Source organism: Streptomyces sp. NPDC050504 (assembly GCF_044458065.1).
Taxonomy (GTDB): domain Bacteria; phylum Actinomycetota; class Actinomycetes; order Streptomycetales; family Streptomycetaceae; genus Streptomyces.
The window spans coordinates 440,224-466,647 of the sequence record NZ_JBITHO010000006.1; the positions used below are offsets into that span (position 1 = coordinate 440,224).

The 26,424-nt window shown below is 73.4% G+C and carries 23 protein-coding genes and 1 pseudogene; 9 read left to right on the plus strand and 15 right to left on the minus strand.

Going from position 1 to position 26,424, the window contains the following annotated elements:
- Nucleotides 1–272: 272 nt before the first annotated feature.
- Complete coding sequence (ccrA, locus tag ACIBNE_RS24680) at nt 273–1,499, minus strand: crotonyl-CoA carboxylase/reductase (protein WP_399274977.1); 1,227 nt, start codon at nt 1,497–1,499, stop codon at nt 273–275.
- A 43-nt stretch (nt 1,500–1,542) separates the two neighbouring features.
- A complete protein-coding gene (locus ACIBNE_RS24685; protein WP_399274979.1) occupies nt 1,543–5,646 on the minus strand; it encodes a type I polyketide synthase in 4,104 nt (1,367 codons plus the stop codon).
- A gap of 328 nt (nt 5,647–5,974) precedes the next feature.
- Here ACIBNE_RS24685 and ACIBNE_RS24690 point away from each other — a divergent pair, with 328 nt between their 5' ends.
- Nucleotides 5,975–7,360 carry an erythromycin esterase family protein gene (locus ACIBNE_RS24690; RefSeq protein ID WP_399274981.1) on the plus strand — a complete coding sequence of 462 codons (1,386 nt, stop codon included), beginning with the start codon at nt 5,975–5,977 and terminating at the stop codon, nt 7,358–7,360.
- A gap of 5 nt (nt 7,361–7,365) precedes the next feature.
- Here the strand turns inward: ACIBNE_RS24690 and ACIBNE_RS24695 are convergent, their stop codons facing one another.
- Both ACIBNE_RS24695 and ACIBNE_RS24700 read right to left on the minus strand, forming a co-directional pair.
- The gene (locus ACIBNE_RS24695) at nt 7,366–8,424 is read right to left on the minus strand and encodes a LuxR C-terminal-related transcriptional regulator (protein WP_399274983.1); all 1,059 of its coding nucleotides are present in this window, start codon (nt 8,422–8,424) and stop codon (nt 7,366–7,368) included.
- A gap of 124 nt (nt 8,425–8,548) precedes the next feature.
- A complete protein-coding gene (locus tag ACIBNE_RS24700; RefSeq protein ID WP_399275425.1) occupies nt 8,549–9,487 on the minus strand; it encodes an NADP-dependent oxidoreductase in 939 nt (312 codons plus the stop codon).
- Nucleotides 9,488–9,616: 129 nt separating this feature from the next.
- Here ACIBNE_RS24700 and ACIBNE_RS24705 point away from each other — a divergent pair, with 129 nt between their 5' ends.
- Complete coding sequence (locus tag ACIBNE_RS24705; RefSeq protein WP_399274985.1) at nt 9,617–10,003, plus strand: winged helix-turn-helix transcriptional regulator; 387 nt, start codon at nt 9,617–9,619, stop codon at nt 10,001–10,003.
- Nucleotides 10,004–10,054: 51 nt separating this feature from the next.
- Here the strand turns inward: ACIBNE_RS24705 and ACIBNE_RS24710 are convergent, their stop codons facing one another.
- Together ACIBNE_RS24710 and ACIBNE_RS24715 are read right to left on the minus strand one after the other, a co-directional pair.
- Nucleotides 10,055–10,234, minus strand: a complete 180-nt coding sequence (locus ACIBNE_RS24710; RefSeq protein WP_399274986.1) for a rubredoxin — start codon at nt 10,232–10,234, stop codon at nt 10,055–10,057.
- The gene (locus ACIBNE_RS24715; RefSeq protein ID WP_399274988.1) at nt 10,231–11,382 is read right to left on the minus strand and encodes an alkane 1-monooxygenase; all 1,152 of its coding nucleotides are present in this window, start codon (nt 11,380–11,382) and stop codon (nt 10,231–10,233) included. Before ACIBNE_RS24715 ends, ACIBNE_RS24710 begins: the two co-directional genes overlap by 4 nt.
- Before the next feature lie 165 nt (nt 11,383–11,547).
- Between ACIBNE_RS24715 and ACIBNE_RS24720 the strand changes: the two genes are divergently transcribed.
- Nucleotides 11,548–12,153, plus strand: a complete 606-nt coding sequence (locus ACIBNE_RS24720; protein ID WP_399274990.1) for a TetR family transcriptional regulator — start codon at nt 11,548–11,550, stop codon at nt 12,151–12,153.
- Between the two features lie 18 nt (nt 12,154–12,171).
- Here the strand turns inward: ACIBNE_RS24720 and ACIBNE_RS24725 are convergent.
- Both ACIBNE_RS24725 and ACIBNE_RS24730 read right to left on the minus strand, forming a co-directional pair.
- Nucleotides 12,172–12,315 (minus strand): annotated as a pseudogene (locus ACIBNE_RS24725) (SDR family oxidoreductase); the annotation flags it as partial.
- A gap of 69 nt (nt 12,316–12,384) precedes the next feature.
- A complete protein-coding gene (locus ACIBNE_RS24730; protein ID WP_399274992.1) occupies nt 12,385–13,617 on the minus strand; it encodes a DUF418 domain-containing protein in 1,233 nt (410 codons plus the stop codon).
- A 100-nt stretch (nt 13,618–13,717) separates the two neighbouring features.
- Here ACIBNE_RS24730 and ACIBNE_RS24735 point away from each other — a divergent pair, with 100 nt between their 5' ends.
- The 4 genes from ACIBNE_RS24735 to ACIBNE_RS24750 are packed head-to-tail and all read left to right on the plus strand — an operon-like array spanning nt 13,718 to nt 15,919.
- On the plus strand, nt 13,718–14,377 hold the full coding sequence (locus ACIBNE_RS24735; protein ID WP_399274993.1) for a GNAT family N-acetyltransferase: 660 nt from the start codon (nt 13,718–13,720) through the stop codon (nt 14,375–14,377).
- A complete protein-coding gene (locus ACIBNE_RS24740; protein WP_399274995.1) occupies nt 14,374–15,315 on the plus strand; it encodes a PaaX family transcriptional regulator C-terminal domain-containing protein in 942 nt (313 codons plus the stop codon). Before ACIBNE_RS24735 ends, ACIBNE_RS24740 begins: the two co-directional genes overlap by 4 nt.
- Nucleotides 15,316–15,362: 47 nt before the next feature.
- Nucleotides 15,363–15,506, plus strand: a complete 144-nt coding sequence (locus tag ACIBNE_RS24745; protein ID WP_399274997.1) for a hypothetical protein — start codon at nt 15,363–15,365, stop codon at nt 15,504–15,506.
- Nucleotides 15,503–15,919 (plus strand): hypothetical protein, encoded by a 417-nt coding sequence (locus tag ACIBNE_RS24750; RefSeq protein ID WP_399274999.1) that lies wholly within the window; start codon nt 15,503–15,505, stop codon nt 15,917–15,919. Before ACIBNE_RS24745 ends, ACIBNE_RS24750 begins: the two co-directional genes overlap by 4 nt.
- 43 nt (nt 15,920–15,962) lie before the next feature.
- Here ACIBNE_RS24750 and ACIBNE_RS24755 read toward each other — a convergent pair whose 3' ends face one another.
- The 5 genes from ACIBNE_RS24755 to ACIBNE_RS24775 form a co-directional block, all read right to left on the minus strand.
- Nucleotides 15,963–16,691, minus strand: coding sequence for a hypothetical protein (locus ACIBNE_RS24755; protein ID WP_399275000.1), 729 nt, complete (start codon nt 16,689–16,691; stop codon nt 15,963–15,965).
- Between the two features lie 115 nt (nt 16,692–16,806).
- Nucleotides 16,807–18,087, minus strand: a complete 1,281-nt coding sequence (locus ACIBNE_RS24760) for a serine hydrolase domain-containing protein (RefSeq protein WP_399275002.1) — start codon at nt 18,085–18,087, stop codon at nt 16,807–16,809.
- 154 nt (nt 18,088–18,241) lie between these two features.
- Nucleotides 18,242–18,853 (minus strand): cysteine hydrolase family protein, encoded by a 612-nt coding sequence (locus tag ACIBNE_RS24765; protein ID WP_399275003.1) that lies wholly within the window; start codon nt 18,851–18,853, stop codon nt 18,242–18,244.
- 71 nt (nt 18,854–18,924) lie between these two features.
- Nucleotides 18,925–19,704 (minus strand): S1 family peptidase, encoded by a 780-nt coding sequence (locus ACIBNE_RS24770; RefSeq protein WP_399275005.1) that lies wholly within the window; start codon nt 19,702–19,704, stop codon nt 18,925–18,927.
- A gap of 228 nt (nt 19,705–19,932) precedes the next feature.
- Nucleotides 19,933–20,526, minus strand: a complete 594-nt coding sequence (locus tag ACIBNE_RS24775) for an MBL fold metallo-hydrolase (RefSeq protein ID WP_399275006.1) — start codon at nt 20,524–20,526, stop codon at nt 19,933–19,935.
- Nucleotides 20,527–20,616: 90 nt separating this feature from the next.
- Here ACIBNE_RS24775 and ACIBNE_RS24780 point away from each other — a divergent pair, with 90 nt between their 5' ends.
- Nucleotides 20,617–21,576 carry a GlxA family transcriptional regulator gene (locus ACIBNE_RS24780; RefSeq protein WP_399275008.1) on the plus strand — a complete coding sequence of 320 codons (960 nt, stop codon included), beginning with the start codon at nt 20,617–20,619 and terminating at the stop codon, nt 21,574–21,576.
- A 73-nt stretch (nt 21,577–21,649) separates the two neighbouring features.
- On the opposite strand, the gene ACIBNE_RS24785 is transcribed toward ACIBNE_RS24780, so the two are convergent.
- The gene (locus ACIBNE_RS24785) at nt 21,650–22,747 is read right to left on the minus strand and encodes a diaminopropionate ammonia-lyase (protein WP_399275010.1); all 1,098 of its coding nucleotides are present in this window, start codon (nt 22,745–22,747) and stop codon (nt 21,650–21,652) included.
- A 146-nt stretch (nt 22,748–22,893) separates the two neighbouring features.
- Between ACIBNE_RS24785 and ACIBNE_RS24790 the strand changes: the two genes are divergently transcribed.
- Nucleotides 22,894–24,915 (plus strand): hypothetical protein, encoded by a 2,022-nt coding sequence (locus ACIBNE_RS24790; RefSeq protein WP_399275012.1) that lies wholly within the window; start codon nt 22,894–22,896, stop codon nt 24,913–24,915.
- Nucleotides 24,916–24,993: 78 nt separating this feature from the next.
- On the opposite strand, the gene ACIBNE_RS24795 is transcribed toward ACIBNE_RS24790, so the two are convergent.
- Nucleotides 24,994–26,373, minus strand: coding sequence for an FAD-dependent oxidoreductase (locus tag ACIBNE_RS24795; protein WP_399275014.1), 1,380 nt, complete (start codon nt 26,371–26,373; stop codon nt 24,994–24,996).
- Nucleotides 26,374–26,424 lie beyond the last annotated feature (51 nt).

Below are 26,424 nucleotides of genomic sequence, written 5' to 3' on the forward strand. Positions count from 1 at the left end.
GGCGAATCTGGCAGACGGGCCAGGTCCGCCGCAAGGGGGCGGACTTCGGAATTTCGGGGTCCGCGTGACGGAACCCCACCAACGACCTTCACTAATCCACCGTCAGTGCTCCAACAAACAACGTGGAGTTGCACTACTCAACATACTCAATCAGGTCCGACTGTGCTGAACCGTTGTGCACCGAAAGCACACAGCGCAGAATGCGGAACGGGCCGCTACCCGGAAGAGGGCTCTTCCGGGTAGCGGCCCGTCCGTTCGGCGCGGGGCCTGGCTCAGCCGCGCGGCGCGTTGACGCGGACGGCCATGTTGCCCGAGGGGTGCTTGTTCTCGTGCATGAGCTGATGGGCCCGGCCCGTGTCCTCGAACTCGCCGACCCAGGACAGGCAGGGGTCCAGCTTGCCGCTCGCCGCCAGCTCGATCACCTGGCGGCACTGCTTGAGGTTCGCGAAGTGGGAACCCTGCAGGCGCTTCTGACGCATCCACAGGAAGCGCAGGTCCACGTCGCCGTTGTAGCCGCTGGTGCCGCCGCAGATCACGACCATGCCCGCGGTGTCGCAGAGGTACATGGACGTGGGAATGGTGTTCTGGCCGCTGTGCTCCAGCACGATCTTCGGCGCCCTGCGCTCGCCGAGCACGTTCCAGAACTCGGTGCCGAAGGCGCGCGCGCCCTTCATCCACTCCGCCATGGCCCGCTCGTCCGTGGTGTCGGGCAGCCTGCCCCAGTGGTGGAAGTCGTTGCGGTTGATGAAGCCCTCGGCGCCGAGGTCCAGGCAGAACTTGCCGCGCTCGTCGTCGGAGACCACCGCGACCGGAATGCCGCCGCGGATGCGGGTGATCTGGATGGCCATCGAGCCCAGGCCCCCGGCCCCGCCCCAGATCAGCACCGGGTCGCCCGGCTCCACGGTGTGCGGAGCCCAGCCGCACAGCTGGCGGTACGCGGTCGCGGCGGTCAGCAGGAAGGAGGCCGAGGCCTCCCAGGACAGGTTGGCCGGCTTGGGGTGGCACTGGTAGTCGGCGACGAGCGCGTACTGCGCGAAGGAACCGTAGTTCGTCTCGTACCCCCAGGCCTTCTGGGTGACCGACGTCATGGGGTCGGCCCCCAGGCGGATGTCCTGCGCGGTCTCGTCCCAGGTGCAGCCGGAGAGCATCACCTCGTCGCCCACCTTCACGGAGGTGACTCCGTCGCCGACGGCCCACACGATGCCGGAGCCCTCGGACCCGCCGATGTGGAAGTCCTCCGGCTCCCCGCGCTTCTGGCGGCCCGCGACGACGTCGTAGGGGTAGCCGAGCGACGCCCAGACGTTGTTGTAGTTGATCCCGGCGGCCATCACGTAGACCAGGACCTGGCCCCGGCCGACCTCGGGCACGTCCACGACCTCCATGGCGAAGCCCTGCTCCGGCGGGCCGTAGCGCTCGGGGCGGATCACCGCGGCGTGCATCCGCCGGGGCACCACGCCCAGTGGGGGCAGTTCACCGATGTCGTACAGGTCCTTCGTCATCTTTCTTTCCCTCCGTTTGTGTGGAATGGCGTTCGCCGCCGGGTCAGGCGCCGGTCCGCGCCTCGATCTCCCGGGCGAGCGCGGCGGTCGTGACGCCGCGCGTGAGCGTGGTGGGCGGCAGGGTGACGCCGAGTTCCCGCTCCAGCCGCTTGAGCAGCTGCGTTCCCATGAGCGAGTCCATGCCGAGCCGGCTGAGCGGCTTGTTCACGTCGAGCCTGGCCACGCGCATCTTGAGGATCGCCGCGACGTGCTCCCCGACCCGCTCGACCGTCGGGCGGTCGTCCGGGGCCGCGGGGACGGACGGCACGGAGGCCGTCGGTGTCGGGGCGGGCGGCGTGGGGGCGGACGGCGTGGGCGGTGCGGCCACGACCGGTGCGGCCACGACCGGTGCCGACACCGGTGCGGGGAGCGTCCGGGGAACGGGGGCAGGGACGGGAGCGGGCACGGCGGCGGGCGCCGCGACCGCGTCCCGGGAAATGCGCAGCGAGCCGCGCAGTTCGATGGAGAATCCGGTCCCCGGGTCGGTCAGCCGCAGCTCGCCCGTCAGCTCTATGCCCGTGTCCGCGCCCTTCCGCGCCGCCGAAGCCGGTGCGTCCGCGGACTCGGCCGCCGTAGTCGTGTGCACGTGGTTCTCCCCGGTCTCCGCTGTCTGGGCATCTGTCTGGGCGTCTGCGTGGCCCGCGGCTTCCGTGCCGTCCGGGTCCCGTTGGTCGCGGATCGGCATTCCCGCCGCCTCGGCGACGACGCGCTGCCGGTCGTCGAGCAGTGCGACGTCCACCACGAGGCCGCCGTCCGCGCTCCGCGAGATCCGGCAGGTGCTCCACAGGGTCTGCGTGGCCCGGCCGGTGACCGTGAACCGTTCGAGCCGCGGGACCAGGCCGGACGTGTCGGGCAGGAGCGCGAGCACGGGCTGGTAGGCCGCGTGCACCAGCTGGGGGTGGACCGGGTGGCCGGGGTCGGGCTCAAGCGACGCGGGGCGGCTGAGCCGGGCCACCGCCTCGCCCTGCCCGAGCCACAGCTCGTCCACGACCCGGCTCAGCCGGTCGCCGCGCGGGACCCTGCGGTAGAAGGTCTCCGCGTCCCAGCGCTCCGAGCAGCGCCCCAGGACCTCGGCGAGCGCCACGGGGGCGGGCCCTTCGTCGGCCACGGCGACGGTGCCCTTACAGCGCGGCCGCCAGTCGCCCGCGTCGGCCGCGGGGCGGCTCGTGACCTCGAACCGCCACCTCTCCCCCGGCACTTCGGGGGTGAGGGTGACCCTGACGACCGGTTCGTCGCCCGGGTTCACCAGGACCGCGTCGCCGATGTCGACGCCGGTGAGCACGACGGCGCCGCCGCCCGCGGCCTCGACCGCCACGGCCCTGACGGCCTCCAGGAACTCGGGGCCGTGCGCCGTCACGGGTCGCCCGTGCGCGGCGTCGGCCAGCAGCGGCGACGCCGGCCCCAGGACGAAGTCGCGGACCACCGGGAGCAGGTCCAGGTCCTCCAGCCAGTAGCTCTCGCGCTGCCAGGGGTACGCGGGCAGCGGGACGTTGCGGCCCGTGCCGTAGAGCCGCTCCCAGTCGACGGGGGCCCCGGTCTCGTACACCTTGCCCAGGTGCGCCAGGAGCGTCTCGCGTTCGGGCTCCTCGCGCACCAGGGAGCCGAAGGCTCCGCCGGGCAGGCCGGCGTCCGCCAGGCAGTCCCGCACCGCGCCGGTGAGGATCGGGTGCGGGCTCATCTCCACGAAGACCGTCGGGGCTTCCTCGGCGGTGGCGAGCACTGCCTCGTGGAAGTGCACGCGGCCGCGGAGGTTGCGGGTCCAGTACGCGGCGTCGAGGCCGGTGCCGTCGACGGGTTCACCGGTGACCGTGGAGCGCATCGGCACACGGCCCTGCCGCGGCCGCACCTCCCGCAGTGCTTCGGCGAGTTCGCCCAGGACGGGGTCCATCTGGGAGCAGTGGGAAGCCGCTTCGGCCTTCATGACGCGGCAGAAGACGTCCCGGGCGTCCAGTTCGGCCTTGATCTTCTCGATGCCCTCGACCGCGCCCGCGAGGACCGTGGTGCGCGGGCCGTTGCTGGCCGCGACGGAGACCTCGACCGCGAGTTCCGCGATCAGCTTCTCGGCGTCGGCCGCGGGCAGCGCGGCCACCGACATGGTGCCCCTGCCCGCGACCCGGTCGCGGATGAGGCGGCTGCGGCGGCAGACGACCGCCGCCGCGTCGGCGAGGCTCAGCGCGCCCGCGACGGCCGAGGCCGCGGACTCGCCCATGCTGTGGCCGATCACGACGTCCGGCTCGACGCCCCAGGCGCGCCAGGTCTCGGCGAGCGCCACCTGCACGGCCCACAGGACGGGGTGCACGACGGCCACGGTCTCGTCGATCAGGTCGCTGCCGTCGGTGAGCCGCTCGATCACGGACCATCCGGTCTCGGCGCGCACGGCCTCGTCGCAGCGGATCAGCGCGGCGCTGAACGCGGGAGAGGCGTCCATCAGTTCGCGCCCCATGCCGATCCACTGGGATCCGTGGCCCGAGAAGACGAAGGCGACCCGGGGGCGGCCCGCGTACTGGGCGTCCACTCCTTCCGCGAGGGCGGCCCCGAGTTCGGCCGCCAGGGCTTCGCGGCTGTCACCGACGACGGAGAGCCGGTAGTCGTGGTGCGCGCGGCGGACGGCGGCGGTGTGGCAGATGTCGGCGAGCTCCACCGCACGGGCGGAGCCGTCGGAACTGTCGGGGCCGCCTGAGGTGTCGGAGCCGTCGGACACGAGGTGGTCCGCGAGGTCGCGGGCGCGCTGCCGCAGAGCCTCGGGGGACGCCCCGGAGAGGAGGAGCAGCTGGGCGCCGGCGCTCTCCCCCGCGGACGCGGTGGAGCGGCGCGTGGCATCCACGGGCTGCTCGGTCCCGGTCAGGACGACGTGGACGTTGGTGCCGGAGACCCCGAAGGCGCTGACTCCGGCCGTGAGGGGGCGGCCCTGCGCCCGTACGGGCACGGCGGCGCCCGGGATGTCCATGCCCGCGGCGTCCCAGTCGATCTCCCCGGTGCGTTCGGTGACGTGGAGGCTGCGGGGGACCGTACGGTGCTGGAGCGAGAGCACGACCTTGATCAGCCCGAGCACCCCGGCCGCCGCTCCGGTGTGCCCGATGTTGCTCTTGACCGAGCCGACGAGCAGCGGCGGCCCGTCCGGGCGGGCGCCGCCCAGGACGGTGGCGATGGCGCCCAGCTCGACGGGGTCGCCCGCGCGGGTGCCGGTGCCGTGCCCCTCGACGTAGTCCACGTCGGCGGGGGCGATGCCCGCGTGCGCGTACGCCTGCCTGAGCATCTGCTGCTGGCCGCTCAGCGCGGGGGTGATCATCGTGCTGGCGCCGGCGCCGTCGTTGTTCGTGCTCCAGCCCCGGATGACCGCGCGGATCGGGTCGCCGTCGGCCAGCGCGCGGTCGAGCGGCTTGAGCACGACCGCGCCGACGCCCTCGCTGAAGACGAAGCCGTCCGCGTCGGCGGCGCCGAAGCGGCAGTTGTCCGCGAACACGCCCGCTTCCACGAACCCGTGGTTCTCGCTGTTGGTCAGCAGCAGTTGCGCGCCGCCCGCGATCGCCGTCTCGGACTCGCCGGTCTGCAGGCTCTGGCAGGCGAGCGCGACGGCCGTCAGGGAGGAGGAGCAGGCGGTGTCCACGGACAGTCCGGGCCCGGTGACGTCCAGCGCGAAGGAGAGCCGTCCGGTGGTGGTGGAGCGCGAACCGGCCCCGAGGGAGGCGTGGATGTCGGGGTGGCCGATGGACTGCTGGAGGTCCCAGTAGTGCACGTTGGTCGTGCCGACGAAGACGCCGGTACGGGTCCCCGCCAGCTTCGACGTGTCCTGCCCCGCGTCCTCCAGGGCCTCCCAGGCGGTCTCCAGGAACAGCCGCGTCTGGGGGTCCATGCCCTCGGCCTCGCGCGGCGAGATCCCGAAGAACTCCGCGTCGAAGCGGTCGACCCCGTCGAGGAGCGCCGTACGGACTCCGGCCCCGGGAATGCCGTAGGGCCTGCCGAAGCGGACCGGCGGCGCTTCCCCGACCGCGCAGACCTCGTCCATCAGGAGCTTCCAGAAATCGGCGGGACCGTCGGCACGGGGAACACGGCAGCCAATTCCCACGACGGCGATCGGGGCAGGACGTGCGGGGGCGTATTCACCCATGATTCCGGTGACTTCCTTACTCGCGGCGGGATTTCGCGCGACAAATGGGTGCGCGACGACCCGTACGACCCTCGAATACCTGTGAGTAATGTTCAACGCGGCCGTCTGGAAGCTGCCAAAAGGGCCCTGGCCCACACGGGTGTGACAGGTTGTTGCCTCCCGGCGGGCGGCGCGTCCCGCGCACCGCGTCCGTAGTGGCTGCTCCCCACCGGGGGTGTAGCGGACTCCCCCTTCGGTTCTACTGGTAGCAGCACTGTGCTGCCTTCCTTCCGTTGGAAGGATCTTCCTCAGTTCGAAGTTTCGACAGCACGACATGGGGAGTACCGGCATGGGCGAGAGCCGCGTGGACCACACGGCGGACGTGACGGACGTACGGATCGGGCGGCGGCCGCTCATCGCTGCCGCCGCCGGCCTGACGGGGGCGGCGCTGACACCGGCGGCCGCCCGCGCCGCCGACGGCTCCCGGGGCGACCTGCCGTCGGTCGTACGCGCCCTGGAGCAGGTCGCGTACCCGTTGCGGTCGACGGAGCCTGGCGGCGGCTTCGCGGACCTGCGGCCCCTGGGGGCGATGCTCGGGGGCGCCACCGTCGTCGGCCTCGGCGAGGCCACCCACGGCACGCACGAGTTCTTCACCATGAAGGAGCGCGTCTTCCGCTACCTCGTCGCGGAGCACGGCTTCACCACCTTCGCGCTGGAGATGAGCTGGCCTTCGGGCCTGCGCGTCGACGCGTACGTACAGGGCGGACCGGGGAACGCGCGGGAGCTGGTGCGGGACGCGTTCGGCGGATCCCCCTGGGAGCGCGAGGAGTTCGTGCACCTCATCGCCTGGATGCGGGACCACAACCGCCGGAACCCGCACCGCAGGGTCCACTTCATGGGCTGTGACGCCGCCGCGCCCCGGGCGGGCGACGAGTTCTTCGAGCGGATCACGGGGTACGTGCGCGAGCACCAGCCCCACCTGCTGGCGCGCGTGAGCGCGTTGTACGCGGGACTCCGACCCCTCGACGACCACCTCGCGTACCTCAACAAGCCGCTCGAAGAGCGGCGGCTCCTCGCGGCCAACGCCCGGCAGGCGCTCACCGTGCTGCGCGACCCCCGTCGCGGCGCGGCGGCCGGGGCCGAGTCCTTCGAGTGGGTCGAGCAGCACGCCCGGTGCGTCGCGGAGACCGCCGCCTTCCTCGCGTTCGACCTCGGCGACGCCGCCGTCGTTCCCACCGCGATGCGCTACCGGGACAGGCTGATGGCCCGCAACGTCTCCTGGTGGCAGCGGCACACCGGGCACAAGGTGCTGGTCTCCGCGCACAACTCCCACGTCGCGTACGTCTCCGACCTCCCCAGGGAGTATCCGAAGGTCCAGGGCGCGTTCCTGCGCGACGTGTACGGCGACGCCTACCGCGCCATCGGGTTCACCTTCCGCCAGGGGTCGTTCCTCTCCTCGGACGCGGCCGTCGGCGGCACGTGGCGCAAGTTCGGCATCGGCCCCGCGGCCCCGGGCACCACCGAGCACACCCTGGGGCAGGTCCGCCACCGCGCCTACTACCTGGACGTGCACCGCGTCCCCGCCGCCGCCCGCACCTGGCTCGCCGCCCCGCACCCCGTCACCAGCATCGGCACCCAGTACCCCGGCCCGTCGGCCGAGGCGACCGTCTCCCGCTCGTACGACGTCCTGATGCACCTCGACACCGTCACGGAGGCCGCTTTCCTGCGCCCCTGAGGCGGCTAGCCCCGCAGCAGCCAGGCGAGGAGCTCTTCCCTGCTGCCCACGCCCGTCTTGCGGTAGACCGATTTGAAGTGGTCGTTGACCGTGTGCGGCGACAGTCCGAGGCGGCGGGCGATCTGTTTGGCGGCCTGCCCCTCCAGCACCTGCTCGATCACCGTCCGCTCCCGCGCGGAGATGCCGTACCACCGCACCAGCGCGGGCAGCAGATCGGCGGGCGGTGCCGGTTGGAGCGTGACCACCACTTCTCCCGACTCCCGCCCCTCCCACGGCTGCGCCTGGAGCGAGAACCAGCCCAGGGAGGTGGGGGCACGGGTGAGTGCGGGTTCGCCGGTGCGTCGTGCCGTGCAGATGAGGTGCCGGGCGAAGCCGAACAGTTCGCGGTCACCGGCCGGGTAGACGCCGGGCAGCAGTCCGCGCAGCGCCTCGCGCCCCGCCGCCGTCACCCCTTTGACCTCGTCGTCCTGTCCGACCAGGACGACGACCGGAGGGAAGTGCGTCCGGCGGGGCCGCGGGGCCCTGCCCGTCACGAACCGCCGTACGGCCAGGGCGAGCGGCCCCGCCAGCTCGGCGGCGCGGGCCGCGTCGGCCGGTGAGAACGGCCTGGCTCCGCGCTCGCGCAGCAGCACCAACGTCCCGCAGGACAGGTCGCGTTCGCGCAGCATCACGCACATCTCGCTGCCGTAGCAGTCGGCGGCCATGATGTCGTGCAGCCGCCTCTCCCCCGGGCCCGCGTCCCGCGCGCCGGAGCCGAGCACCACCACCGGGCTCGCGCCGTCGACCAGTCGGGCGACCGGACCGCGGGTCAGCCCGAGCGCGTCCTCCTGGTCCATGCGGCGGCGCGCCCCCGCGCCGTAGGCGTTCTCGCAGGCGAGGAAACAGCGGGCGCCGGTGACGGGGTCGTAGCCCGTCAGCAGATAGCCGTCGTGCGGCACGACCCGCCCCAGCATGCGCGAGAGTTCACCGCCGAGCTGTTCCACGCCTTCGGCCCGCGCCGCCTCCCGGGGCGCCGAGCGGCTCACTGATTCCACCGAGTCCACCGCGTCAACCCATGTGGCCATGCGCCCATTGTGGCAGCGCCCGTATCGGCAACTCTCTTCATTTACTTGCCCTTTCGGGTGAGCGGGGCGCTCGTGACGGGTGGTGAATCCGCCGTGTGCGCCGGAGCCGCCGCCCGTGCCTCCGTCACTCGGGGACCAGTACCAGCCGTCCCCGCAGCCCGCCCTCCGCCAGGCGCCGGTGCGCGTCCACCGCGTCGGTGAGCGGCAGCGTCCGCGCGACGCGCGGCGTCAGCCCGCCCCGTCCGGCCAGCTCCGACAGCTCCGCGAGCTGCGCCGGGTCGGCGCCCACCCACTGCTCGGCGACCCGGATGCCGCGCAGCGCGGCCGGCGCGGCCCCGGCCACGACGGACACGAACGCCCCTTTGTTCCGTACGGCCCCCAGCGCTTCGATCCCGACGACGGCCGCGTCAAGCGCGGCGTCCACTCCCCCGGGCACCCGGGCCCGTACCGCTTCGGCGAGCGGCTCCGAGCGCGGCACGAACCACTCGGCCCCCGCTCCGCGCACGAACTCCTCGTCCTCGGCGCCCGCGACCGCCACCACCCGTATCCCGCGCAGCGCGGCCAGTTCTACCGCGAAGCCGCCCACCGCGCCCGCGGCCCCGGTGACCAGCAGGGTCGCGCCGCGCTCCAGGCCGGTGCGGTCCAGCGCCTGGAGCGCGGTGAGGCCGTTCAGCGGGAGCGTCGCGGCCTGCGCGGCGGCGACGCCCACGGGCGCGGGGGCAACGGCGGCGGCGTCCAGGACCACGTACCGCGCGTACGTCCCGAGCGGCACGTCCAGCCTGTCCCTGAGCCCGATCACCGCGTCACCTGGCGTGAACTCCTCGACGTCCGAGCCCACTTGGTCGACCGTCCCCGCGACGTCCCACCCGATGCCCGCCACCCCGTCCGGGCGCATCAGGCCCGCCGCGGCCAGCGCTCCGGAGCGGGTCGCCGCGTCCACCGGGTTGACCGCGGCCGCGGCCACCCGTACGCGGACCTGTCCGACGCCTGCCGACGGGACCGGCACCTCGACGAACTCCAGGGCCTCGGGGCCGCCGAACGACCGCACGACAACTGCCTGCATCATCACGAACTCCATTTCCGCACCGGCTTGTTCGCGACGACCTTAGGGAGAGTTACTCTCCAGCGGGAAGGACGCACTTCGAAGTGCGTCCGTCCCCCGAACGCCCAGGTCCGCACCTTGAGGAGTGTCATGATCAGCACCACGCCCGGCGCCCGCGCCGCGTACGACGCCTACCTCGCCCAGTGCCCCGCGCGGCAGATGCTCGACCGGATCGGCGACAAGTGGGTGAGCCTGGTGGTCAGCGCGCTCGCGGACGGCCCGCAGCGGTACGGCGACCTGGCCCGCAGGCTCGCGGGCGTCAGCCAGAAGATGCTCACCCAGACCCTGCGCAACCTCGAACGCGACGGGCTGGTCACCAGGACCGTCACGCCGACCGTGCCCGTGCGCGTCGACTACGCGCTCACCGGGCTCGGTGCGACCCTCGTCCCGGTGATGCGTGCCATCAAGGGGTGGGCCGAGGAGCACATGGGCGAGGTCCTGGCCGCCCGCGAGGCGTACGACGACGCGCCCCGCTGAGCGCGGGGGGAGCGACCGGGGAGCGACCGGGCAGCGCGCCGCCCGCCGGGATCACTCCTCCGCGCGTTCGAAGTCCACCTTCTCCCTGACCCCGCAGTCCGGGCAGGGCCAGTCGTCGGGCACCGAGCTCCACGGCGTCCCCGGGGGGAAGCCCTCGCGCGGCGCGCCCAGCCCCTCGTCGTAGACGTAGGCGCACTCGGGGCAGAGGTGGCGGGCGGGGCGAGGGGTCATGCGGCGGCTCCGTAGCGGGCCAGCAGGCGGGCGCGCCTGGACGGCTGGATGTTGGCGCGGGTGATGTCGCCGTCGTACGCGGCGAGGACCCTCTTGTCCATCACCCGGTACCAGAGGGGCGGGAAGTAGGCCATCACGATCATCCCCGCGTATCCGGTGGGGAGTTCGGGCGCTTCTTCGAAGTGGCGCAGGGACTGGTATCGGCGCACGGGGTGGGCGTGGTGGTCGCTGTGGCGCTGGAGGTGGTACAGGAACACGTTCGACGCGACGTTGTCGCTGTTCCAGCTGTGGCGCGGCGCGCAGCGCTCGTAGCGCCCGTTCTCCAGGCGGCGGCGCAGCAGCCCGTAGTGCTCGGTGTAGTTGATGACTTCCAGCAGGCAGAAGCCGAACACGGCCTGTCCCGCCAGGTACGGCAGTACGGCGGGGCCGAAGGCGAGGGTGAGCGCGCCGAAGAGGACGAGCGACATGGCCCAGGCGTTGAGTACGTCGTTCTGGTGCGTCCAGGGGGACTTGCCGCGCCGCCGCAGCCTGGCCTCCTCCAGGTGCCAGGCCGAGCGGAGGCTGCCGACGACGGTGCGCGGCAGGAAGCGCCAGAAGCTCTCGCCCATGCGGGCGCTCGCCGGGTCGTCGGGGGTGGCGACGCGGACGTGGTGGCCGCGGTTGTGCTCGATGAAGAAGTGTCCGTAGCAGGTCTGCGCGAGGGCGACCTTGGAGAGCCAGCGTTCGACGGACTCCTTCTTGTGGCCCAGTTCGTGGGCGGTGTTGATGCCGATGCCCGCGACCCCGCCGAGGGTGACCGTGAGGCCGACGCGGCTCGCCCATCCCAGGTCGCCCGAGGTCAGCAGCCAGCAGCCGAGGACGAGCCCGGCGTACTGGAGCGGCAGGTAGAGGTACGTGCACCAGCGGTAGTACCGGTCCTGTTCCAGCCACGCCAGCGCGCTCTCCGGCGGGTTGCCCGAGTCCTTGCCCATGAGCTGGTCGACCACGGGGAAGACCGCGTAGAGCACGATCACGCCGGTCCACCAGAAGACGCCCTGCCCCGTGACTTCGACCAGGGCCCAGGACAGGAACGGGAAGGCCGGGATGACCAGTCCCATCAGCCAGTAGTAGCGCTTGGGATCGCGCCAGGTGTCCTCTGCGGCGGTCATCAATCCACCTTCTCCCGCGCCCTGTTGGGCGGCCGTACGGTCGGACGGTTCCACGGTTGGACAGTTGGGCATGCAACTGTCCAGTAGTTAGACACCGGTCCGGACGAGTGTCAATGCCGTGGACAGGGAGCGAAGAGAACGGGACGCCGTAGAGTGGGCGTCACGATGGCGACTCGATTCCGGCAGACAGTCCGCTCCGTACTGCGGGAGCAGGTCCTCGACGCGGCGTACGCGCAGGTCGCGGCGGGCGGCTGGGGAAAGCTCGGCATCGCGGGACTGGCCCGCGCGGTGGGCGTGAGCCGCCAGACGGTCTACAACGAGTTCGGCACCAAGGACGCGATCGGGCTGGCGCTGGCGGAGCGCGAGGCCGAGCGCTTCATGATCGGCATCGTGCGGGAACTCGACGCACACCGGGCCGACCTGAGGGCCGCGGCGACCGCGGGCGTCGGCTTCGTGCTCCGTCAGGCTTCGGACAATCCGCTGATCAAGGCCGTGCTGACGGCCGCGCGCAGCGGGGACGACGAACTGCTGGCGTATCTGACCACGCGTCACGACCCGGTCTTCGACACCGCGATGGCGCTGCTCGACGCCTATGCCCAGGATGCGTGGCCGGAAGTCGACGCCGAGTCGCGCAGCCTCGCGGTGGAGACGATCGTCCGCCTCACCGTCAGCCACATCGTCCAGCCGCTGGGCGCGGCGGAGGAGTCGGCGGCGCGGATCGCCGCGATCACGACCCGCATCGCCTATCCGGGGGGCCGGTCGGGCCCGTAGCGGGCCGCTCGGCGGCGCTCACGCACCCACGGACACCGACCCCACGAGCCCGCCGTCGACGACGAGGTCCTGGCCGGTGACGTACGCCGCGTCGTCCGACGCCAGGAACGCGACGACGACGGCGACGTCCGCCGAGGTGCCGAGCCGTCCGAGCGGGACCTCGACGGAGTTCCGCGCCTCTGCCTCCGGGTCGGGGAGTGCGTGCTGAACCTGGGTGCGGCACCACCACCCTCACCGCCGGGCCCGCAGCCTCAGCGGCGGCCTGGTCAGGGTCGTCCACGCCCGGAGCAGCCATTCCACCGGTCCGTACGCACAGTGCCGCAGCCACCAGCGGCTCGCGACGGCCTGTACGGCGAAGAGGGCCACGGCAATCGCGAGCACCCCGAGCGGCGGGACGCGGCCCACGAGCGCCGCGCCGTATCCGGTGAACAGCAGGGCGCAGACGAGGGACTGGGTGAGGTAGTTGGTCAGTGTCGTGCGGCCCGGCGGCGCGAGCACGGCGGTCGGCACGGCGCCGTGCCGTCCGCAGAGCAGACGCAGCACGGTCGCGGCGTACGCGGCGGCGAGCAGCGGTGCGGTGATGACGTCGATGCCCAGGGCGAGGATCTGGTACGTCCCTCCGGGGTGTTCGAGGCTCGCGTGGGCGTAGACGATGCCGCCGAGCAGCCCCGCGGTGAAGCCGGCCCACTGGAGGCGGACCAGGGTCCCGCGGTGCCGCAGGGGGTCGGCGAGCACCCGGTGGCGGCCGGCGGCGAGGCCGAGCAGGAAGGCGGCCAGCGCGGACGGCGCCTGGAAGAGGGCGAGCAGCAGCAGGACGTCGGGCAGTTCCGCCAGGTGCGCGCCGACGACGGACGCGGGGCCGCCGCGCAGCGCGGTCACGGCCCGTTCGGCGTTCGCCGCCGCGTCGGGGTCGGGGCTCGCGCCGCCCGACAGGTGCAGGGCGAGGGCGAGCAGCGCGTAGGCGGTCGCCGTGACGGCCAGCAGCACGACGGCCGTGCGCACGGCCGTGCGCGGGCGCAGGCCGCGCAGCGCGAGCAGGACCAGGCCCAGCACCGCGTACGTGGTGAGGATGTCGCCGGGGAACAGCAGGACGGCGTGCAGGGCGCCGAGGACGAAGAGCCCGCCCAGGCGCCGCAGGAAGCGCGGCACGAAGCGGGCGCCGCTCCGCTCGGCCGAGGCGAACTGCAGGGTGAAGCTGTAGCCGAACAGGAACGAGAACAGCAGGAAGAACTTGGCTTCGAGGAAGACCGCGACCAGCGCGCGGACCGCCTCGTCCAGCGGGGCGCCGAAGGCGGGGTCCTCGACGCCGCTGCCGTGGTACGCGGAGGCGAGGTAGCCGATGTTCACCAGCAGGATGCCCAGCAGTGCGAAGCCCCGGAGGGCGTCGACGTGGGCCAGCCGCCCTGTTCCGCGTTCCCCGTCAGGCCCCACGCGCGGTCTCCGCAGCACGTTCTGTCCTCGCATCGCCCCTCACCCTCCAAAACTATCGAACTCAATACGATCGTTTTCATAATGAGCGTACTATTCTCGATAGAGCAAGTGCCGACGTGACGGAGGGGCGACGATGGCGGCCGAAGAACCGGTACGGGTGCGCAGGGACGTGCCGCCCGGCAGCGAGGGGCGGGTGGCGGCGCTGTACTGGGAGGCGTTCGGGCGCAAGCTGGGCGCGGGGCTGAACCCGCCGGACCAGGGGCGCGCCTTCATCGCCGCCCATCTCCACCGCGACCGGGCCGTCGTCGCCCTCGTCGACGGAGAGGTGGCCGGGGTCGCCGGCTTCCAGCTCGACGGCCGCGGCCTGACCGGCGGCACGGCGGGCGACGTGCTCCGCGCCTACGGGCGGCTGCGCGGCCTGCCGCGCGTCGCCGTCCTCGCGCTCTTCGAACGCGACCCCGTCCCCGGCGAACTCGTCATGGACGGCATCGCCGTGGCCCCGGAACACCGCGGCAAGGGCATCGGCGGCCTCCTGCTGCGCGAGATCGCCGCCGTCGCGGCCGAGCACGCCCGCGAGCGCGTCCGGCTGGACGTGATCGACGTCAACCCACGCGCCCGCGCCCTGTACGAACGGCACGGCTTCGTCGCCGTGCACACTGAACGGACGCCGTACCTGCGCCGCCTCATGGGGTTCGGCGCCGTCACGACCATGCACAGGGCCGTCACCCCGGCCGACGCCCGCCCGACCCGCCCGAACGGCCCGCACACCCCGAGCAACAGGACCGACAGATGACCACCGCCACCGCACCGGACGACAGCGCCTGGCCCCCGATCCCCACCCGACTGCTCGTGCACGCGCTCGTGCGCGAGGACGGCACCGTGGACGCGGGCGAGCTGTACGACGTCGCCGGACGCCTCGGCATGACCGACCAGCAGGTGCGGCTCTGCATCAAGCGCCTGGTCGCCGAGGGCCGCTTCACCCACGAGGGCCGGGGCCGCAAGGCCCTGCTCCGGGCCGTCCCCGACGCCACGGGCTCCGTCGCCCCCGACGTCGCGTACGTCCGCCACGCCTACCGCCAGGACCACGGGCTCGCGCCCTGGGACGGCGTCTGGCACCTGTTCGCCTTCGCCGTCCCCGAGGCCCGCCGCACCGCCCGTGACGCCCTGCGCGACACTCTCCTGCACCTGGGCGCCGCGCCCGTCCAGAGCGGCCTCTACGTGAGCGCCAACCGCATCGGGGAACTGGTCGGCGCCGAGGCGCACCGGCTCGGCCTCGCCGCCCAGGTCACCACCTTCACCAGCACCGACCTGAGCGTCGGCGGCGTCCATGAGCCCGCCGAACTGGCCGCCGCCCTCTGGCCGCTGGACGAGGTCGCGGCCCGCCACACCCGTCTCACCGCACTGGCCCGCACCTGCCTGGACCGGCTCGGCCGCCCCGACGGGCCGACGGCGGCCGAGCGCCTGACCCTGGCGGTGCGCCTCGCGGCGGCCTTCAGCCAGGCGATGGAGCCCGATCCGCTGCTGCCGCCCGAACTGCTCCCCCGGCCGTGGCCAGGCGCCGAGGCCCGCCGGGTCACCGCCGAGTGCTGGTCGGCGCTCGCCGCCACCGCGACGACGGCGTCGCAGGAGTCGGGAACCCCCGCGCCGCGCCTCTTCGCACTGTACGAAGGGGTGCGCGAAGAACTGGGCGAAGAGCTGGGCGAAGAGCTGTCGGACGCGTCAATCCGGTGACCGGTCAAACCAGTTGCCGATTCGGACGGGCGTGCGAGGATGCGGCGGTGAAACTCGATCAGAAGCTCGTGGACGCCGCCCTCGACCAGCTGCGCCGGAGGTGGCCGACGGACGTACCCGGCGGCGCGGAGCCCGTCTTCTTCCCGCCCTGCGGCATCTGCCAGGAGCGGCTACCACTGGCCTTCCCATGAACTCCACACCACCTGACGGCGGCGGCCCGCCGACCGCTCCCCCGGCGTTCCCGCCCCGGCCCCTCAGGGACGTGGTGGCGCTGTACGCGTTCCAGAGCGGCTGCCCCGCCGACTTCGCCCGCGTCACCCTGGACTTCGAGCCCTGGGAGGAGGGCCTGGCCTACGAGGTGGCGGCCACGCACACCGTGCGCGGGCACGTCGAGCCCGGGGAACTGGCGGAGTTCCACGAGGCCCTGGTCGAGGGCGTCCGCGAGGAACTGGCGGTCGCGCTCGACGCGGGGACCGCGGTGGCGGCCATGGTGGTGCTGCACGACACGCGGATCCACGAGGTGGACTCCAAGGTCGGCTCCTTCCGTGAAGCGGGCCGCCGTGCGGTCCGCCGTGCGGTCCTCATGGCCTACGGGCCGAAGTAGCCCGCCCCTCGTCGTCCACGGGCGTGGGCGGCCCCGTACGCGGTCAGTCGACCGCGGCGGACCCGGTGACCCGGTGGGCCTCGATGCCGGGCACCGCCAGCAGGGCGTCGACGCACTCGGCCGTGCCGCCCACGTAGGTGCTCACCAGGTCGACGTCGCCGCCCACGCACCACGCGCGGTCCTCGGGCCACCACAGGTCGGGCAGCTCGGGCGGGGCGCCGTGCGGCCGCACCGCGGGGGACGCGACGTCCGCGAGCGGCCCGGACAGCAGGACCTCCTCGCGGCCCGGCGTGTGGAAGACGGGGGCGCCGCGCCAGTCCAGGTGCCCGTAGCCGTCCCAGAGGCCGTACCAGCAGCGCTCCGGGGTGCGCGTGTGCGCGGCGAGCACGGGGAGGAGGGCGGTGGCCACGTCGGCGGGCGTCGGCCCCTCCTCCGGGTGCTCGTCCCAGACCCCGGGGATCTCGGGGGTGTCGTGGTTGCGGTACAGGCGGTCGGCCGCGCCGATCAGTTCGTGCCAGCAGGTGGCGCCGTCCACCGTGCGGCCGTACTCCCGCGCCACCCGGTCCCAGCGCACCGGCCGTTCGTCCAGCCTGGCCGGGTGCAGCACGCGTGCGTACGCCTCGAAGCCCGGCGCGCACACCGAGGCGACGGTGCCCATCCCGGCCCATCCCTCGGAGTCGCGCTCCAGCCACCGGGCCGGGGCCAGGTCGTCGAGCTCCACCCGCAGGCGGCCGTAGTGGGAGGGGAAGGGCTCGCGGTCGACGTACTGCATGGGCGCCGGTCCTGTTCGTGGGTGCGTGATGGCGGAGGCAAGAATACGGGCGGCCTTGTGCGGTACACCGGCCGGTGTACCGCACAAGGCCGTTGGACGTGCCGTGCCCGGGGAACTAGATGCGGGTGTCCTCGACGACGGGCACGGTGGCGCGGACGGTGCCGTCGCCGACGCTGTTGCGCGGGGCGACGGAGCTGCGCGCGGCCGGACTCGGCGCCTTGCCGCAGAAGGCGGGCTCCAGGGCGCCCATCAGGCCCTGCGTGACGGTGCCGTTGTTGGAGGCGTTCGCGAAGACCACCACCGTACGGCTGCCGTTCGGGGTCGTGAAGGACTGCGTCTGGTAGCCCTGCACGATGCCGCCGTGGCCGAACACCTTGCCGCAGCTGAGCTGGATCTGGCGGATGCCCAGGCCGTAGCTGACGTTGGCGGACGGCGTCGGCAGCACGTTCGTCATCTGGCGCAGCGACTCGTCGGAGACCAGGCCGCCCTTGCTGCCCGCGACCACCTTGGAGAGGAAGCGGTCCAGGTCGGCCGCGTTGGAGATGACGGCGCCCGCGCTCCACACCCAGGACGCGGTCTGCTCGGTGGAGTCGAGCAGCGGCTTGGTGCGGTCGTCGTTCGTCAGGTAGCCCGTGGCGTGGGCGCCCTTGATGGCCTTGTTCGGCACGACGAAGGACGTGCGGTGCAGGTGCAGCGGCTCGATGATCTCCTCGCGCAGCACCTCGGCGTAGGGCCGCCCGGTGACGTGCTCGACGGCCAGGCCGAGGAGGACGTAACCGGTGTTGGAGTAGGAGTAGCGGGCGCCCGGCGCGGCCTGCGGACCGCGCTTGACGGACATCGCGACGAGGTCGGACGGCTTGTAGGCGATGTTGCGGATGCGCTTCTCGAAGGCGTCCGTGGTCTCCTCGCCGGCCTGCTCCAGCAGGTCGTTGGTGTGGTCGTAGACCCCGGCGCGGTGCTGCATCACCTGACGGCCCGTGATCTGCCAGTCGTCGGGGAGCGTGCCCGCGGGAAGGTAGTCGCGCAGCGGCTTGTCGAGGTCGATGCGGCCCTCCTCGACGAGGCGCATCACGAGCACCGAGGCGAACATCTTGCTGTTGCTGCCCACCCGGAACCGCAGGCGGGAGTCCATCGGCGTGCCGTCGAGGTCGGCCTTGCCGAGGGTCAGCGCCTGGTCGCGGCCCGATCCGTCGTGGTTCTTGATCACGGCGAAGGCGCCGGGCGCCCCCGCGTCCACGGTCCGCTGGAGCGCGGCCCTGACGCCTGCCGTGTCCGAGGCGGGCGGTGCGGGCGTGGTGGGCGCCGTCGGCGCGGTGGCAGCGCCCGCGGGCGTCGCCGCCACCAGTGCCAGGGCCGCCGCCGCGACCGCCGCACCCGTCCATCTCGTGTACGCCATGTGATGAATCCCCTGTACCCCTAGTGCGGCCCCACCGCGGATCGGTGGAGCCCATGGTCAATTTCTGCACATAAGTGCGGGCAAGATCGTATACGTCGGACGGCGGCCGCTGAACGCGTCGAACGCCGCCGACCGGCATACGCCCGGGGTCCGTTCAGACCCCGGAGACAGTGGCGGCGCCCTCCGGGTCCTGGCTGCCGGGCTCCCGGGCCGGGGCGCCGAAGTCGACCGCTTCGGTGCGGGCCGTGCCACCGGTGCGGCCGGGGGCCGCCTGGTGGGTCCAGTAGAGGTTGGTGTGCGCGATGACCTGCTCCGGGCGCGGAGCGCCCCGGGACGTCAGGTCGTCCGTCGTGTGCGCGTCGCTCACCAGGAGGGCGTCGTACCCCCTGAAGAACGCGGAGTGGAGCGTCGAGCGGACGCACATGTCGGTCTGCGCCCCCGCGACGACCAGACGGCCGACCTTGAGGTCCGCGAGCACGGCCTCCAGCGCGGTGTCCTCGAACGAGTCGCCGTAGTGCTTCCCCACGACCGGTTCACCGGCGCGCGGAGCCAGTTCGGCGACGATCCGCCAGGCCTCGCTGCCCTCCGGCATCTCCTCGTCGGAGTGCTGGACCCAGACGACGGGGACGGCTTCGCGCCGCGCGCGCTCCACGAGGGCCGCGATGTTCGCGACGACCGCGTCGCGCGCGTGGGCCGCCGAGACGGCGCCGTTCTGCACGTCCACGATCAGGAGAGCGGTGTTCGGGCGGTTCTCGAGTGTCGTCACTGTCTTCCCTCGTTCGTACGGGCCCAGGCAGGGATCTGCCCGAGCAGCACGCTAGACGCGCCCACCGACAGTCAGCCGGTGGGCAGGGAGAGCTTGGCGCTGATCGCGCTGACGCGGGTGAACAGACCGGTCGGGAAGTCCTTGTTGCAGTACTTGTTGCCCGTGGAGAGGATGCCGACGAGCTTGCCGCCCACGATCAGCGGACCGCCGGAGTCGCCCCGGCAGATGCTGTCCTTGGTGCCCGCGGCGGGCGTCGTGCACAGCTTCAGGGAGGACTTGTCGTCGGGCTGCGTGTAGGGCTCGCAGCTCTTGAGCGGCGAGAGCACGAGCCGCGCCGACTTCAGCCGGGTCGCGAGGGTGTCGGTCGCGGTCAGCCCCCAGCCCAGGGCGGTCGCGCTCGTCCCGGACTTGTAGAGCGCGCCGTCCCTCGGGCCCGCGACCGGCAGCACCTTGTAGGGCATCGGCTTGTCGAGGGTGATGACGGCCGCGTCGTAGGTGAAGGCCGCCGACACGTACTGCGGGTGGATCTTGATCGAGGCGATGTTCCGTACGGTGCCCTTGGTGGACGCCACCTCGGTGCGGCCGCCGATGACCTTGAACTTCTTCGCCGAACCGTCCTCGTTGTCCACGCAGTGCGCGGCGGTGACCACCTTGGTCGGCGCGACGAGGGTGCCGCCGCAGATCTGCTCGCCGCTCGTGGACCGGATCGCCATGATGTACGGGTGGTCCGCGGTCGTGGCGTTCTTGCCGCCGTGCACCGCGGCCGCCGGGGTGGCGGCTGCGAGGGCCGCGGTGCCGAGGGTCGCCGCGGCGAGCGCGACAGCGGTGGAACGCCTGGTGAGCGTGAACACGAGTTCTCCCGGGAAGGTCCGCGCACGGCGGAAGGACCGTGCGTCACGCCGTAGAGGAGGGCGGTCCCGGACGCGGGGTTCCCTCGCCGGAACCCCTGTCCCTTCCGTCGCGCGATCGTTGCCCGTACGGTCACGCGCGACCTGTCCGTACGGTCACGCACCCGCTGTCCGTACGGTCACGCGTCCGTCCCGCGGAGCCGCCGCACGGGCCCGTGGTGGCCGTCGGCGTCAGAGCGGCGCCGATTCGTCCGCAGCGAACGCCCCGCCGTGACCCGGCACGATCACGTCGGCCGCCGCCAGCACCCGCAGCCGCGACGCGCGCAGTTCCCCCTGGTCGGGAGCGACGGGGTCCTCGACGGGTCCGTTGGGCCGCCACCACAGGTCGCCGACGAACGCCACGACGCCCTCGGGGGTGCCCGCGAGGAGCGTGATGTCCTCCGGGCTGTGGCCCGGGGTGCGGATCAGCTTGAGGGACGGGGCCAGTTCGTAGCCCTCGGCGTCCCGGTCGGTCCACTGGTCGTTGCTGTAGACCGCCTTGTGGTCGTGGACCCTGGCCCGGCCGAACAGGCCCACGTTCATGGTGTTGTCCGGGTGGTGGTGGCTGAGCACCACGTCGGTGATGTCGTCGGGCCCCAGCCCCATCGCGGCCAGCGGGCCGAGGATGCGGTCGCGGCTCGCCACCATGCCCGGGTCCACGACGACGTGCCGGTCGCCGTCGCGGACGTACGAGACGGTGGCGGCGACGCCGGGGCCGGTGGAGAGGGTGTAGCCGGTGGTCAGGATCGTGTACGCGGCGCTCTGGCCGGTGGGTGCGTCGTTCATGGCTCAAGCCTTTCAGCCGGGCCGCCTTCGAACGAGTGGCCCTGATGCCACTGATCGCGGGAAACGTGCCACTCGTGCCAGACTCCCGCCATGCCGCCCTTCCTCACCATCGCCGCCTACGCCCCGCCCGGCGTCGGCATGCTCGGCGCGGCGATCGCCGCCGAGGTGTTCGACCCACGGGGACCCGGCTTCCCCCGCTTCGACTTCGCCCTGTGCACCGACCGGCCCGGCCCGGTCCGCACCGACACCGGGCTGCCGCTCTCCGTCGAACACGGCCTGGACCGGCTGGCCACCGCCGACCTGGTGATGGCGCTGCCCTGGGCAGACTTCCGCACCCCGCCGCCGCCCGCCGCGCTCTCCGCGCTGAACGGCGCGCACGAGCGCGGCGCGCTGGTGGTGTCCCACTGCGTGGGGGCCTTCGCGCTCGCCGCCGCAGGGCTGCTCGACGGGCGGCGCGCCACCACCCACTGGCGGTTCGCCGACCTGCTGGCCGAGCGCCACCCGGACGTCACCGTCGCCTCCGACGGCCTGTACGTCGACGAGGGGCCCCTCGTCACCGGCGCGGGCGCCGCCGCGGGCTTCGACCTCTGCCTCCACCTGCTGCGCCGCGAGCACGGCGCGGCGACCGCCAACGCCATCGCCCGCGACCTGGTGCTGCCCGCCCACCGCGAGGGCGGGCAGGCCCAGTACCTCGCGGCACCCGCCCCCGAGGACAGCCAGGACGAACGGCTCGCCGACGTCCTGGCCTGGGCCCGCGAGAACCTGCACGAGCCGCTGCCCGTCACCGAACTCGCCCGGCGCGCCCTGATGAGCCGCCGCTCCTTCGCCCGCCGCTTCACCGCGTCGACCGGCACCACCCCGCACGCCTGGCTGCGCGGTCTGCGGCTCAGCCGTGCCGAAGAGCTGCTGGAGACCACGGACCTGCCCGTCGAGGAGGTCGCCAGGAGGGTCGGCTACCGCAGCGCGGCGGTGCTGCGCGAGCAGTTCGTCCGCCGCAGGGGCGTGCCGCCGCGCGCGTACCGCAGATCGTTCACCCGGGCTCCGTCGTAGGGCGGGCGACCACCCCTCAGAACTGCGGGTTCACCGCAGAACCGCGGGTGCGCATCAGAACCGCGGGTGCGCATCAGAACTGCGGGTTCGCCGCGGCGCCCTCGGTGCTCAGCAGCACCACGGTCGACGAGGCGCCGAGCCCCAGGGCGGCGCGGCGCTCCGCGCCCCGGGGGCCGGTGAGCGCGGCGCGCACGCCCGCCAGCGAGGCGGCGCCGCAGGGGCCGGCGGACACACCGAGGGCCGCGAGGTCGCGGGCGGCACCGGCCGCCGCGCTGTCGGTCGCCACGACGGCGGCGTCCAGGCCGTCGCGCAGGTGGGGCCACGCCAGTCGGGAGAGCGTGCCGCAGTTCAGGCCCGCCATCGCGGTGTGTCCCGTGGCGAGGGTGACCGGCTCCCCGTGCAGCAGGCTCTCCAGTCCGCAGGCGGCGGCAGCGGGCTCGACCGCGAGCAGCGCGGGCGCCCGGCGCCCGTCAGGCCTGCTGCGGTAGTGGGTGACGGCGGCCTGCGCGAGGGATCCCACCCCCACCGGCACGACCACCAGGTCCGCCTGCGCTTCCGCGAGTTGGTCGTCGATCTCGGCGAAGAGCGTGGAGTACCCCTCGACGATCCAGCCGGGGATCTCCTCGTAGCCGAGCCAGGCCGTGTCCTGGACCAGGACGGCGCCCGGCGCCTGGGCACGGGCGGAGGCGGCCCGCACCGCCTCGTCGTACGACCCGTCGACCACCGTGACGCGCGCGCCCTCGGCGGAGATCGCCGCCACGGCCGCCGGATGCACGCCGCGCGGCACGAAGACGTGGGCGTGCTCACCGGTCAGGCGCGCCACCCTGGCCAGGGCGCGGCCGTGGTTGCCCTCCGTCGCCGCGACGAGGGTGAGGCGCCCTGGAGTCCCGCCGCCCCCGGCCCCTTCGGACCGCTCCGACGTCAGCCGATGCACCGCCCAGGAGACCCCGAGCGCCTTGAAGGCGGGCAGCCCGAGGCGGCTCGCCTCGTCCTTCACGAGGACCCGCACCACCTCCAGTTCCTTCGCTAGCTCGGGGAGTTCGGCCATCGGCGTGGGCGCGTAGTCGACGAGCGACGCGTGGAACGCGCGTACGGCGTCCGGGGCGGGGGCGCAGCGCCACGTGCGCGCTGCGGGCCTGGAGTACCAGGGCACGTCAGGTGTCTCGTTCATGGGGGCAAGCCTCCTGCCCGCCCGGCCGATCGGTCCAACCGGGGGTCCGCCCGCCGGACCGCAGGCCCCCAGCCGTCCCGGGGCCGTGTCCCCCCGCGAACTGCTGTGCGGTGTGACCGTCCGACCATCTCTTCGTTGGACATGCCATGCCGTCCTCCATAGGCCCGGCCGAATCCCTCGCCGCCGGAACACCTCCCCGTACCCACGACGTGGAAGCCACCCTCGTCGAGCACTATCCGCGCCTGGTGCGGCTCGCGTACCTGACGCTGCCGCCCGCCCTGGGCCGCCACCGCCGCGTCCTCGCCGCGCACGCGGTGGTGCAGCGGGCGCTCCCGCGCGGCCCCGTCCCGCGCCTGTCCCGGCGCGCCGCGCCCGTTCCCGCACAGCGCGGTTCGAGCGACGCGAGGAGCGCCGCCTACGCGTGGGTGCGGACCCGGGTGCTGCGCCACTCCCTCGCGTACGAGCACCGGCGGCCGCGCGCCCCGCGCCCCGGGCTCCCGCTGGTCCTCGGACTGCGGCTGTTCCCGCGCGCGGGCGGCTCGGCCGAACTGGCCCTGGACCGCGCGCTGTCCGAGGTGTCGGCGCCGGTGCGGGCCGCGCTCGCCCTGCGCGTACTGGAAGAGCTGTCCGCGGACGCGGTCCGCGCACTGCTCGCGGAGGCCGGGGTCGCGGATCCGGACGGGGCGCTGCGCTGTGCGGCGGGCCTGCACCGGCCGGTCGGCCGCGCGGAGGGCGCCACGGACCCGGACTCGTCGGACGCGGTCGCCGATTCCCCTTTGCGCGCGTCGGAGTTCGACCCGTGCACCGTGCAGACCCGCCCGACCGATCTGCTGCGCCGCCGTCGCAGGGCGCGCCTCGCCACGCTCGCCGCCGCCGTAGCGCTGGCCGCCGCGGCCGTCACGCTGGCCGGGTCGGACGAGGAGCCCCGGCGCGAGTACACGGGCGGCGTACCGGTCGGTGCGGCGTTCACCCGCGCGCTGGATCCGGCGCTGCTGCTCCGTACGCCCGCCGCCGTCTGGTCCGACACGTCCCGGGTGGACTTCACCGCCTGGCCCGTGCGCGGCGAGCGCGCAGAGGACCGGGCGCTGCTCGGCCGCGCGCTGCGCACCTGGGCGAGTCCGGGGCCTTCCGTGCAGGTCACCACGACGCCCGGCACGTCCACCGCGCCGCCCGCCGAGCCGCCGCAACTGCTGTACGCGGGCGAGCTGGACGGGGACGCGGTCGTGCTGTTCCACGACGGCCGCCGTCTGGTGCGCTACGCCGAGACGAAGGGCTCCGGGACGGGATCGGGCGCGGCGCTCGACCTGGCCCGTACGGACGAGGCCGACGTCACCACGGCCGCCGCGGTCGTGGTGAGCCGCTCGGCGGACTCCGCCCGCTTCCTGCTCGCGCCCTGGATCGCCGAGTCCACGACCCGCGACATGCTGGCGCCGAACACCCCGGCCCGTCCGCTGGCGGTCTCGGCCTCCGGCGTCACCGCCGCCGTTCCGCGCCCCGCGCCCGGAAGCACGTGCGACTCCTGGCCCGCCCTCCAACTGCGCTCGTCCGAGGCGATCGTGGAGAAGCACGCCTTCGTCGTGACGGACCTCGGTGATCTGGTGCCCGTGCACCTCACGTACATCCCGCCGCCCGGCACCGGCGCGCCGCCGCGTCAGCCGCGCGAGGCGACCGGCGGCCCCGCGCTGGTCAGTTGGGCGCGCACGGCCTGTTCGCTGCGGTCCCTGCGGGGCTCGGGGGTGCGCGCGGTCAACAACTGGGCGTACGCCGTGCAGCCGCTTCCCGAGGGCGGCGGGAGCGCCACGTGGGTGTGCAGCAGGGCGGACACCTGGCGGGGGCCCGGCCGGGTGACGGTTCAGCTCCAGGAGTCGGGGGCGGGGCCGCTCGATCCGGGCGTGGTGGTGGCCGGGGCGGCCGACACCGCATCGTGCAGCAGGTTCGGGCAGCACGTGCTCGCCGGCGCGCACTGGAAGGCACCTTCCGGGCGGTGGTACGTACTGGCCGCCGGGAGCCGTGCGGTGAACAGGGTCTCGGTGAGCGGGGCGGTGAAGGCCACGGCCCCCGGGGCGTACGTGACGGTGCGGGCGCCGCAGGACGCGCGCGTGGAGCTGTCCGCGGAGGTGCCGGGCGGGGCGAAACTGCGCGGACTCGGTCAGCCGGGCGGGGAGTAGGGCACATCCCTCGGGGCCCGTCCTCGGAGCCCGTCGGCGTCGCCACGTGCGCGCGGCGGCGACGGGCCCCGGAGCGTTCTACGTCCGCCGTCCCCCGCGGCGCCGGGACAGTGCCTCGCCGAGCACCTTGGCGACCACCGTGGGGTGGAACAGCACGGTCGGCGGCGCCACCATGTTGGCCACGCGCACGAAGCGCGCCCACACGGCGGGGTCGCGCAGGCACACCGCGAAGAGCCGGGTATTGTACCAGTGGGCGGCCCTCGCGGCGAACGGCTGGCCCGCGGGGTTCCACATGAGGTCGGAGTTGACGGACAGGGTCCAGGGCGCGAGGACGATGCGCGCCAGGCCCCGCTGGTACGTCCGGCTCAGCCCGGCCAGTCCGGCTCCCCTGCCCTTGTGCCGGGCCAGGGTGCGGTGCAGGAACTGCGCCTCCAGGGCGGCGACGGTCAGGCCCTGCCCGTAGACCGGGTTGAACACGCAGACCGCGTCGCCGATGGCGATCAGCCGCTCGGGCCAGTCCTTGACCCGGTGGTACCTGCGCCACTGGTTGTTGACGTTGGTGTAGCGGTGGACCTGCTCCTGTTCCGTGCGGCGTTCGACCTGCTCGGCGAGGTGCGGATTGGTCAGGCCCTTGGCGAAGTCCAGGTAGCCCTCGTCGTCGGTGGGCGGCAGCTGGTCGTCGAACCCGAACAGCGAGCACGTCCAGCGGTCGTTCTCCACCGCGAGGAGCACGCCGCCGCGCGGCACGTGGGGGGCGAACGTCATCTGGTAGGCGATGTCGAAGCCGGGGGCGCCGTCCGGCGGCCGGTGGAAGTTCATCGAGGTGTAGGTGATCTTCGCCTTCACCACGACCTTCTCGGGGACGTCCACCCCCATGCCCTCCAGCCAGGCGTCCAGCGGGCTGGAACGGCCCGACGCGTCGACGACCAGGTCCGCCGTCAGCTCCTCGGAGTCCGCGGCGCCGTCCGTGCGGTACACCACGCCCTCGACCGTGCCCGGCTTCGGGACCAGCAGTCCCTCGCACTTGGTGGCGGACAGCAGTCTCACCTCGGGCCTGGCCAGCACCCTGCGCCGCAGGCTCCGCTCGATCCCGTCCCTGGTGAACGACTGGATCTCCACGCCCGTGCGGTCGCGAGGGGCGAAGCCGTCGGGCAGCCGGAAGCTCATGCGCTCGCCGTAGTCGAAGACCGGCGCGCCCTGGTCCCGCAGCTCGGCGCGGAGTCCGGGGAAGAACCCCTCCAGCACCTCCGCGCCCTTGGCCAGCATGGCGTGCGCGTGGTAGCCCTGCGGCGCGCTCGGATGGACCCCGGTGTCGCGGTCCACCGGATCCCGCTCCAGCACGACGACTTCCTCGAAGTGGTCGGCGAGCGCACGGGCCGCCACGAGCCCGGCATAGCCGCCGCCGATGACGACGGCCCTGCCCCACGAATAATCGGACTGATGTGCCTTCTTCCCCATATGTACTCCCTCCCGTTCTCCTGTTACCCAGGGAACGGAGAGGGAAAGCGG